The sequence below is a fragment of the Variovorax sp. Varisp85 genome, assembly GCF_047304045.1.
In the GTDB taxonomy this organism is placed as follows: domain Bacteria; phylum Pseudomonadota; class Gammaproteobacteria; order Burkholderiales; family Burkholderiaceae_C; genus Variovorax.
On record NZ_JBGLYN010000023.1, the window covers coordinates 63,378 to 72,608 of the forward strand.

A 9,231-nucleotide genomic window follows, 5' to 3' on the forward strand; every position below is an offset into this window, starting at 1 on the left:
CGATGGCGACAGTCGAAGTCGAAGTGGGCAAGGGGCTGGAGGCACTCTTCAAGCCGCGCTCGATCGCGATCTTCGGAGCGTCGGACGACGTGACCAAGATCGGCGGGCGGCCGCTGCAGTTCCTGCAGAAGTACGGCTACCGCGGTGCGATCTATCCGGTCAACCGCAAAGGCGGCACGGTGCAGTCGCTGCCCGCCTATGCGAACGTTGCCGAGCTGCCGTCGGTGCCCGACCTGGCCGTGATGGCGGTGCCGCCCGATGCGGTGCTCGAAGCGGTGAAAGACTGCGCCGCGCGCGGCGTGCGCGCGGCCGTCATCCTGTCTTCGGGCTTCTCGGAGATGGGCGAAGAGGGCAGCCGCCTGCAGGCGGCCATCGGCGAAGTCGCCAGGGCATCGGGCATGCGCGTGGTGGGGCCGAACTGCCTGGGCTCCATCGGCGTGGCGGACAGGAGCATCGCCACCTTTTCGGTGGCGCTGGAGTCGTCGTTCCCGACGGCGGGCCCGGTGGGCATCGTGTCGCAGAGCGGCAACCTCGGCAGCTACACGATGCGCCTGGCCGTCGAGCGCGGCATCGGCATCAGCCGCCTGCTGACCACGGGCAACGAATGCGACGTCGATATTGCCGACGGCATCGCCTCGCTGGCGACCGACCCGGCCACCTCGGTCATCCTGTGCTGCATGGAAACCTGCCGCAATGCGGCCGGGTTGATGCGCGCACTGGCCATGGCGCGCGAGGCAGGCAAGCCGGTCGTGGTGCTGAAGGTGGGCGTGTCGTCGGCCGGCAGCGAAGCGGCGGCCTCGCACACCGGTGCGCTCGCCGGTTCGGACGCGGTGTTCGACGTGGTGCTGCGCAATGCCGGCGCCATTCGCGTGCCCAGCATCGAGCAGCTGCTCGAAGTGGGACATGCTGTGTCGGTGGTCGGCACGGCGCGTGCGCCGAAGGGGCCGCGCGTGGCGCTGGTCACGGCATCGGGCGGCTTCGGCGTGCTGATGGCCGACGCCGCCAGCGCACAGGGGCTGGAACTGCCGAAGCTCTCCGCGGCCACGCAGGAACGCATCGTGGCCGCGCTGCCCTACGCATCGCCGGGCAATCCCGTCGACATGACGGCGCAGGTGTCGAGCCGGCCCGAGCTGCTGGTGCAGGTGCTGTCGGCGGTGGCGGAAGATGCGAGCTGCGACGCGGTGATCCTGCAGTCGGCGTACGCCTTCCAGATGCCGCGGCTGCGCGACGTCTACCTCGCGGCGCTGGAGCAGGTGCGCCGTGCGCATCCGTCGCGGCTCGTCCTGCTGTGCTGCAAGGCGCCGCCCGACACCATGGCGCAGCTGAACGAGATGGGCTTTCCGACAGTGGAGACCATCGATGCGGCGTGTGCCACGCTGGCGGCGCTGGTGCGCCTCGGCACACGTGGCGAACAGGCCGAGGTGGCGGTCGCGTCGCTGTCGGCCGAAGCGCTTCCGGCCGAAGCCTTCGCCAACGAAGCCAGTGCCAAGGCCGTGCTCGCGCAGGCCGGCATCCCGGTGCTGAAGGAAGTCACGGCCGGCGGCCGGGACGAGGCACTGGCCGCGGCGCGCGACATCGGTTTTCCAGTGGTGCTGAAGATCGTCTCGCCCGACATCCCGCACAAGACCGAGGTTGGCGGCGTGGTGACCAACGTGCGCTCCGAGGCGCAGCTGCGCGACGAATACGACAGCCTGCTGGCGCGCGTCGCGCAGAAGGCGCCGCAGGCGCGCATCGCCGGCGTGCTGGTGGCGCAAATGGCGCAGGGCGGCACCGAGCTGATCCTCGGCACCATGAAGGACCCGGTCTTCGGCCCGGTCGTGATGGTGGGCCTGGGCGGCATCTATGCCGAGGTGCTGCGCGACGTGGCGCTGCAGGTGGCGCCGGTGACCGAGGCACAGGCCATGCAGATGCTTCGCTCCCTCAAGGCCTTTGCGCTGTTCGATGGCGCACGCGGCCGGCCGAAGGCCGACGTAGCGGCCGCGGCGCGCGCCGTGGCGGCGCTGTCGCGGTTCGCCGCACGGCATGCGCGCAGCGTCGCCGAGATCGACATCAACCCGCTGGTGGTCCTCGACCACGGGCACGGTGCCTTCGCGCTCGACGCGCTGCTGGTGCCGGAAACGAAAGACAAGCCATGAATGCATCACAGTCCCTCGAAGGCCGCGTGGCCTTCATCAGCGGCGCGGGCCACGGCATCGGCCGAGCCACCGCGCTGGCCTTCGCCCGGCTGGGCGCGACGGTCGGCGTGAACGACCTCAAGGCCGAGTTCGTGGAAGACACCGTCGCGGAGATCCGCCGCCTCGGCGGCAAGGCCGTGGCGGTGCCGCAGGACGTCTCGAGCCGCGAAGGCATGCGCCTGGCGGTGCAGCGCCTGGCCGGCGAGGCGGGCCGGCTCGACGTGATGGTCAACAACGCGGCCTGGGTGCGCTACCAGCCGCTGATGGAAATCACGCCCGAGGTGATGGACCGTATGGTCGACATCGGCTTCAAGTCGGTGATCTGGGGCATCCAGGCCGCGGCCGAGGCGATGGACCCGGAACGCGGCGGCGCCATCATCAACGTGGCCTCCATCGCCGGCTTCAAGTCGCCCGCGCGATCGGTGGTCTACAGCGGCCTGAAGGCCGGCGTGCTCGGCATCACCCGCGCCGCGGCGGCCGACCTGGGCGCGCGCCGCATCCGCGTGAACGCCGTGGCGCCCGGCGCGGTGCCGACCGAAGGCACGGCCAAGCACCGCAACGCCGAGCTCGACGCCAGGCGCATCGCGCGCACGCCGCTGGGCCGGCTCGGCACCGTGGAAGACATTGCGGACGCCATCTGCTTCCTGGCCGGCGACGGCTCGCGCTTCGTCAACGCGGAGGTGATCCGACTGGACGGCGGCGCATCGGAGACCTCGCTGTGAGCGCCGAGGACATTTCTCCCCAGCGCCTGCAGAACGTGTACGTGGTGGCGCAACGCCCGGCCGAGCTGCATGCCTTCTACGAATCGGCACTGGGGCTGAAGCTCAAGTTCCGCGACAAGGACCGCTGGTTCCAGTACGGCGTGGGCAACACCAGCGTGGCGCTGGCCTGTGCCGAAGAGGCCGCGCCGGCGACCTCCGGCGTGGTGATGGTGTTCGAGGTGAGCGACTTCGCCGGTGCGCAGGAGCGCATCACCGGCGCGGGCGGCGAGGTGATCGGCACGCGCGACATGGGCGCGCACGGCGCGGTGATGTCGCTGCGCGACCCGGAAGGCAACGTGGTGCAGTTGTTCAAACGCGCCGCGGCGCCAGCGGCCCCGGCGGCATGAACCCGCGCGCACCGCTGCAGGCGCTGCTCGATCGCGAGGCGATCCGCGAGTGCCTCTACCGCTACTGCCGCGGCATCGACCGCGTCGACGAAGAGGCCCTGCGCTCGGCCTACTGGGAAGACGCCACCGACTGCCATGGCGCCTGGAACGGCAGCGCCGACGGCTTCATCGCGCAGGCGCTGCAGCGGTTGCGCCAGGGCGGGCGGCGCGTGCACCAGGTGAACAACATCGCGATCGAGCTGCATGGCGACGTGGCTGCGGTGGAGAGCGGCTTCTTCGCACTGCAGGCCCCTGCCGATGCGCCCGCGAAGCGCACCCTGCTGTGCGGACGCTACCTCGACCGCTTCGAGCGCCGCCAGGGCGAATGGCGCATCGCCGCGCGCACGGTGGTGTACGACTGGATCGAGGAGCGCGAACGGCCCGAACTCACACGCAGCGACGCCGTGCTGTTCGGCGCGCGCCAGCCGGCCGGCTGCGCGGCGCCCAACGACATGCTTTATGCGCTCTTGCGGGATGTGCGCGCGGCGGACAACGAGGCGAAACCATGATCAGGGACCGCGAGAAATTCCAGGCCATGCTCGCCGAGGTGCGCCGGTTCATCCATGACGAATGCCTGCCGCTGGAGGAGCAGGTCGACCGTGACGACCTGATTCCCGAACCGGTCGTCCAGCGCATGCGCGAGATCGGCCTGTTCGGCCACAGCATCCCCGAGGCTTTCGGCGGCGCCGGCCTGACCACCGAGGAACTGACGCTGGTGAACCTCGAGGTGTCGCAGGTCGCGACTGCATTCCGTGCGCGCTTCGGAGGCAACACCGGCATCGCATCGGAGTCGCTCGTGGTCGACGGCACGCCCGAGCAGCAGCGCCGTTACCTGCCGCGGCTGGCCAGCGGCGAGCTGACCGGCTGCTTCGCGCTCACCGAGCCCGAGGCCGGATCGGACGCCACGGCGCAGAAGACGGTGGCGGTGCGCGACGGCGACAGCTTCGTCATCACCGGGCAGAAATGCTTCATCACCAACGCGCCGGTTGCGAACCTGTTCACCGTGTTCGCCCGGACCGACCCGAACGCGAAGGGCGCGGCCGGCATCAGCGCCTTCCTGGTCGAGCGCGGCGTGCCCGGCCTGTCGACCTCGCAGCCCTACCGCAAGATGGGCCAGCACGGCTCGCCGGTGGGCGAGGTCAGGCTGGAAGGTGTGCGCGTGCCGGCCTCGGCCATCGTCGGCGGCGTCGAAGGGCAGGGCTTTCGCACGGCGATGAAAACGCTGAACAAGCAGCGCATCAATCTCGCCGCGCTGTGCATCGGCCCTGCGATCCGGCTGGTGGAGGAAATGGCGCGGCAGGCGCAGTCGCGCCGGCAGTTCGGGCAGCCCATCGGCGACTTCCAGCTGGTGCAGCAGATGATTGCCGAGAGCAACACCGAGGTGCATGCGGCACGCGCGCTGGTGCTGGAGACGGCGCGCAAGAGGGACGAGGGCATCGACGTGACGATGGAAGCGTCGATGTGCAAGCTGTTCGCCTCCGAGATGTGCGGCCGCGTCGCCGACCGGGCCGTGCAGGTCTTCGGCGGCAGCGGCTTCATCGCCGGCAACGTGGCCGAGCGCTTCTACCGCGATGTTCGGCTGTTCCGCCTCTACGAGGGAACAAGCCAGATCCACCTCGTCAACATCGCGAAGCGGACCCTGGCGCTGGCCGCGCAGGGCGCCGCCCGCTGAAGCACTGTCTACTTGTCGTGGTGCAGGTACGTCGCCTGCTTCGGCAGCAGCAGGCTCACCAGGAACACCACGCCCATCATCGCCGTCACGTACCAGTAGAAGTACGACTCGTGCCCGATCGACTTCAGCCCCAGCGCCACGTACTCCGCGCTGCCGCCGAAGATCGCATTGCCGACCGCGTAGGACAGCCCCACGCCCAGCGCGCGGATCTCGGGCGGGAACATCTCGGCCTTCACGATGCCGCTGATCGAGGTGTAGAAGCTCACCACCGCCAGCGCGAGCGTGATGAGCACGCCCGCCGCCAGCGGGCTGCCGACGCTCTGCAGGTTGCTCAGCACCGGCACCGTCATCAGCGCACCCAGTGCCCCGAACAGCAGCATGTTGTTGCGCCGGCCGATGCGGTCGGACAGCGCGCCGAACACCGGCTGCATGCACATGTAGATGAACAGGCAGGCCGTCATCACGTTGCTGGCGGTCTTGATCGACATGCCCGCCGAATTCACCAGGTACTTCTGCATGTAGGTGGTGAAGGTGTAGAAGATCAGCGAGCCGCCGGCCGTGTAGCCCAGCACCACGAAGAAGGCGCGCTTGTGGTTCGTGAACAGCTCGCGCATGGTGCCGGCGCCCTTGGCGGCGCGGGTCTTGGTGCTGGCGGTCTCTGTCAGCGTGCGGCGCAGCATGAGGGCCACCACGGCAGCCACGGCGCCGAGCACGAACGGAATGCGCCAGCCCCAGCTCTTGAGCTCGGCCTCGTCGAGCACCTGCTGCAGCACCACGACCACCACCACGGCCAGCAGCTGGCCGCCGATCAGCGTGACGTACTGGAACGACGAGAAGAAGCCGCGCTGGCCGCGCATGGCCACTTCGCTCATGTAGGTGGCGGTGGTGCCGTATTCGCCGCCGACCGACAGGCCCTGCAGCAGCCGCGCGGCCAGCAGCAACGCGGGCGCGGCGGCGCCGATCTGCGCGTAGGTGGGCAGGCAGGCGATGACCAGAGAGCCCACGCACATCATGACGACCGAAGTGACCATCGATGTCTTGCGGCCCTTGCGGTCGGCCAGGCGGCCGAACAGCCAGCCGCCGATAGGGCGCATCAGGAAGCCGGCGGCGAACACGCCGGCGGTGTTCAGCAGCTGCACGGTCGGGTCCGACTTGGGGAAGAAGGCCGGCGCGAAGTAGATGGCGCAGAAGGCGTAGACGTAGAAGTCGAACCATTCCACCAGGTTGCCGGACGAGGCGGCGAAGATGGCGAAGATGCGCTTGCGCTTTTCTTCGAAGGTATACGGCGTGTTGTTGGCGGTCGCGTCCGGGCCGGAGGCGCCGACGCTCGCACTGGCGATGTTGGTCATGGAAAGGTGTCCTTGTCTCTGGCTGCGGCCCGCCGCAAAGCCGCGCGAGACCGTACCGGCAAGTCTGTCCGGCCGCCGGCGCGCTGTCGTCCGTAGCCGCCCGCCGTGCGGCTACGTATCGGTACGCAAGGGTAAATACCTAGAAAGGACTACAGCCCGTGTTCCCGCAGGAACCGGTCGAGCTGGTGGCTGTTCGCGAGCCCCAGCTTGGCGAACACGTGGGCGCGGTGCGTTTCCACCGTGCGCTGCTCCAGCGGCGCGAGTTCCAGGGCGATCTGCTTGTTGGGCTTGCCCTCGGCCACCAGCCGGGCGACCTGCATCTCGCGCGGCGTGAGCTTGTCCCACAGCGCCTGCGCGGCCTGGCGGGCCTGCCGGCGCACGGCGATCTCGCCGGCGCGCTGCAGGGCCCGGGCGATGCTGTCGAGCAGGCGCTCGTCGTTGCAGGGCTTCTCGAGCCAGCCGAAGGCGCCGTTCTGCACCGCCTCGACGGCCATCGGAATGTCGCCGTGGCCGGACAGGAAGATCACGACCAGCGGGCTGTCCTGCGCGCGCAATGCATCGAACACCTGCAGCCCGCTCACGCCCTCCATGCGCAGGTCGAGGATCACGCAGCCTGCGCGCTGCAGGTCGGCGCCGGCCAGGAAGGCCTCGCCCGAGGCAAAGGTCTGCACCGCGTAGCCGCGCGACAGCAGCAGGAGGCCCAGCGAGCGGCGCACGGCCTCGTCGTCGTCCACCACGCACAGGTTGTTGGCAAGAGCGTTCATGGGGGTGAGATCTCCAGCTCGAGGGTGAAAACCGTGCCACCGCCGTCCCGGTTGGCAAAGGACAGCCGGCCGCGATGGGCCTCGACAATGGTGCGGCAGATGTTCAGGCCCAGCCCCAGTCCGCCGGTCTTGGTGGTGAAGAAGGGCGCGAACACCTGCTCGGCCAGCGCTGCATCGATGCCCGGCCCGCGGTCGGCCACGCGGATGTGCATGCGTCCTGCCAGCACCTCGGCCTCGACCTCCACGAGCCGCTGTTCCGGCGGCGTGGCCTGCATCGCCTGCAAGCTGTTGGACAGCAGGTTCAGCAACACCTGCTCGAGCAGCACGCGGTCGCCGCGCACCTCGGGCAGCCCCGCCGGTATGCGGACTTCGGCACGCGCCTGCCGCATCCGCATCTCGCCCTGCAGCAGCGCCAGCGCGTTCGCCACCAGCGCCGCCACCGCGCAGTCCTCGGTGCCCACGGTGCGCTGGCGCACGAAGCCGCGGATGCGCCGCACGATCTCGGCGCTGCGCTGGGCCTGCGCCATGGTCTCGTCGAGGCTGCTGACCAGCAGCTGCTGGTTGCCCTGTTCCGCGAAGGCTTTGGCCGCGCTCGCAAAATTGCTCAGCGCCATCAGCGGCTGGTTCAGCTCGTGGGCCAGCGTGGAGGCCATCTCGCCGAGGCTGGCCAGGCGTTGGGCGTGCTGCAGCTGCTCGTCGTTCTGGCGCTGGCGCAGCTCGGCGCGCTTCTGCTCGGTGATGTCCACCACCGAGCTCATCCAGCCGCTGTGCTGGCCGTCGGCGTCGATCAGCGCGGCGGTGTAGACCATGGTGATCACGTCGTGCCCGTCGCGGTGCCGCAGGCGCGACTCGAAGCCCGAGCGCGCGGGCTGGCCGCTCATCATGGCGTCGTACTGGCGCCAGTGCTGCGCCACGTCGTCGGGGTGCCAGTAGGGGTAGGGCGGCAGCTTGCCGAGCAGTTCGTCGGCGTCGTAGCCGGTCATCTCGCAGAAGGCCGGGTTGACGTAGATGATGCGGCCCTCCAGGTCGCGTGCGCGCATGCCCACCAGCAGCGAGTCTTCCATCGCCTTGCGGAACGCGTGGGCCTCGTCGAGCTCGTGGGTGCGCTCGCGCACGCGCAGCTCCAGGTCGCGCCGTGCATCGCGCTGCTCGGCGAAGCGGCGTTCGCGCAGCTGCCAGTACAGGCCGCCCAGCAGCAGCACGCCGGCGCACAGCAGGCCCAGCATCCAGGTGCGCTCGCGTGCGCGGGTGACTTCGGCGTGGTCGGCCATCACCGTCAGCGTCCAGCCCAGGTCGGGCAGCGGCTCGTCCACTGCGAGGAAGCGGCGCGGCTGGCCGCCGATGTCGGTGCGCACGAGGTAGCCGGGCTCGCCTTCGCCACGCTCCACCTTCCACGGCAGTGCCGCGAAGCTGGTGCGCGCGCCGTACTGCTGGTCGCGCTGCATGCCGTCGAGTTCCGCTGCGCCCAGCGCGCGCGTGGCCTTGTACATCCACGGCGGCACCGAGCTCAGGAACACGATGCCGCGCGCGTCGGTCAGCAGGATCGGGTCGCGCGAGAAGGTCCAGGCTTCCTGCAGCTGGCGCAGGCTGACCTTCACCGTCACCACGCCCAGCACGGCGCCGCCGTCGGGCCGCACCGGCGCGGAGATGAAGAGCCCCGGCTCGCCGGTGGTCTGGCCCACGCCGTAGAACAGGCCGTTGCGCCCCGCGCGCGCGTCGCGGAAGTAGGGGCGGTTGGCATACGACTCGCCGACGAAGCTCTGCGGCGTTGCCCAGTTGCTGGCCGCCAGCGTAAGGCCCTGCAGGTCGATGAGGTAGAGCGCGTCGGAGCCCGCCTGCCGGTTCACCTCCTCGATATAGCGGTTGGCGCGCTGCTTCACGGCCGCGTCCTGGGGATGGGCCAGCGCGGCCAGCACGTCCGGATGCAGGCTCGCGGTGAATGGCAGGTAGCTGTACTTGCCGGCGGCGTCGCGCAGGCCCAGCACATGGACTTCCATGGCGCGGCGGATCGAGTCGGCCTGGAAGTTCGCCTCGCGCCTCGCGGCCCACTGGCCCGCCACGCCGATCAGCAGCAGTGCCAGTACGCCCGCGGCGATCCAGCCGGCCAGCGCGCGGTGGCGCGCAT

Annotated in this window: 8 protein-coding genes; 5 read left to right on the forward strand and 3 right to left on the reverse strand. The window is 69.9% G+C overall.

The genetic code is table 11. From position 1 onward, the window contains the following. Positions 1-2 precede the first annotated feature (2 nt). From ACCC97_RS11945 to ACCC97_RS11965, 5 genes are read left to right on the forward strand one after another with little or no spacing between them, the layout of a single operon-like run. Positions 3-2,135: an acetate--CoA ligase family protein gene (locus ACCC97_RS11945; RefSeq protein WP_413332971.1), complete on the forward strand. Its 2,133-nt coding sequence runs from the start codon at positions 3-5 to the stop codon at positions 2,133-2,135. Next, entirely contained in the window at positions 2,132-2,896 is a 765-nt protein-coding gene (locus ACCC97_RS11950) for an SDR family NAD(P)-dependent oxidoreductase (RefSeq protein ID WP_413313764.1), read from the forward strand. Before ACCC97_RS11945 ends, ACCC97_RS11950 begins: the two co-directional genes overlap by 4 nt. After that, positions 2,893-3,282 carry a VOC family protein gene (locus ACCC97_RS11955; protein ID WP_007839069.1) on the forward strand — a complete coding sequence of 130 codons (390 nt, stop codon included), beginning with the start codon at positions 2,893-2,895 and terminating at the stop codon, positions 3,280-3,282. The genes ACCC97_RS11950 and ACCC97_RS11955 overlap by 4 nt, the downstream gene beginning before the upstream one ends. Continuing rightward, positions 3,279-3,830: a nuclear transport factor 2 family protein gene (locus tag ACCC97_RS11960; RefSeq protein WP_413313766.1), complete on the forward strand. Its 552-nt coding sequence runs from the start codon at positions 3,279-3,281 to the stop codon at positions 3,828-3,830. The genes ACCC97_RS11955 and ACCC97_RS11960 overlap by 4 nt, the downstream gene beginning before the upstream one ends. Next, positions 3,827-4,993, forward strand: coding sequence for an acyl-CoA dehydrogenase family protein (locus tag ACCC97_RS11965; protein WP_413332973.1), 1,167 nt, complete (start codon positions 3,827-3,829; stop codon positions 4,991-4,993). Before ACCC97_RS11960 ends, ACCC97_RS11965 begins: the two co-directional genes overlap by 4 nt. Positions 4,994-5,001: 8 nt before the next feature. On the opposite strand, the gene ACCC97_RS11970 is transcribed toward ACCC97_RS11965, so the two are convergent. From ACCC97_RS11970 to ACCC97_RS11980, 3 genes are all read right to left on the reverse strand, one after another. Beyond that, positions 5,002-6,342, reverse strand: coding sequence for an MFS family transporter (locus tag ACCC97_RS11970; protein ID WP_007839076.1), 1,341 nt, complete (start codon positions 6,340-6,342; stop codon positions 5,002-5,004). A gap of 149 nt (positions 6,343-6,491) precedes the next feature. Further along, entirely contained in the window at positions 6,492-7,106 is a 615-nt protein-coding gene (locus ACCC97_RS11975; RefSeq protein ID WP_007839077.1) for a response regulator transcription factor, read from the reverse strand. After that, positions 7,103-9,231 (reverse strand): sensor histidine kinase (locus ACCC97_RS11980; protein ID WP_413332974.1); only part of this gene is annotated, 2,129 nt, incomplete at its 5' end. The genes ACCC97_RS11975 and ACCC97_RS11980, both read right to left, overlap by 4 nt.